An 861-nucleotide genomic window follows, 5' to 3' on the forward strand; every position below is an offset into this window, starting at 1 on the left:
CACAGGCGGCGACCTGGGCCTTGTCGAAGGCGTCCAGCGCGCGGCTGCGGGCCAGCGGGTCGTTGCCGGCGGCGGCAATCGCGGCCTTGGCCTGCGCGGTGACGTCGGTGATCTGGTCGAGCACGTAGACGCGGGCGTTCGGGCCGGCGCTCAGTTCATCGCTGTGCTTCGGGGCGTTGAAGCCGTCCTTGATCAGGTTCTTCTGCGCGGTCGAATTCAGCTGGATGGCGCCATAGGCGCAATGGTGGTTGGTCACCACCAGGCCCTGCGGCGAAACGAAGCTGGCGGTGCAGCCGCCCAGCGCAACCACCGCGCCCATCGGGTCGCCGGTGAGGTTGGACAGCTGCTCCGGGGACAGCTTCAGGCCGGCCTTCTGCAGCGGGCCGGCGATTTCCGGCAGCTGCTGCGGCACCCACATGCCTTCAGCGGCATGGGCGACCTGGGCCAGCCCGAGGCTGGCGACGATGGAAAATGCAAGCAGGTTCGAGCGCATGGAGCGGCCCCTGGTAGTGGAACCCTCGATTGTAGCCCGCCGCCCTGCCCCGGCCCGAACCCCGGAAGTCATGGGCCTGCTTCTTGCTCTGCCACGCGCACGCCGGCCGCGCACACGGAAATCGTCCAGAGGGGGCGTGGTCACCCTGGACGGGACCGTTGGCGCCCCCCCTTGCGGCCCCGCGCCCCCCTGCATTGGGTATTGGTGTTCGGGGCCCCGGGACCCACCCCCCCTATACGCATTAACTCTGGGCCCCAGTTTATACTAACTTATAAAACACCCCCGGCGGACCCCAAAATTTAAACCAAAATAAAACCACCCGCACAAAAGGATAACATCCGGCACCCAAAAAAAAAGCCATATAAAAA

At 65.5% G+C, this 861-nt stretch carries 1 protein-coding gene; it reads right to left on the reverse strand.

The genetic code is table 11. From position 1 onward, the window contains the following. The coding region (locus QRO91_RS22455) for a S46 family peptidase (RefSeq protein ID WP_285310595.1) at positions 1 to 493 on the reverse strand (493 nt) is incomplete at its 3' end. Positions 494 to 861 lie beyond the last annotated feature (368 nt).

It is taken from the genome of Stenotrophomonas maltophilia group sp. Smal32 (genome assembly GCF_030237085.1).
Classification (GTDB): domain Bacteria; phylum Pseudomonadota; class Gammaproteobacteria; order Xanthomonadales; family Xanthomonadaceae; genus Stenotrophomonas; species Stenotrophomonas maltophilia_Q.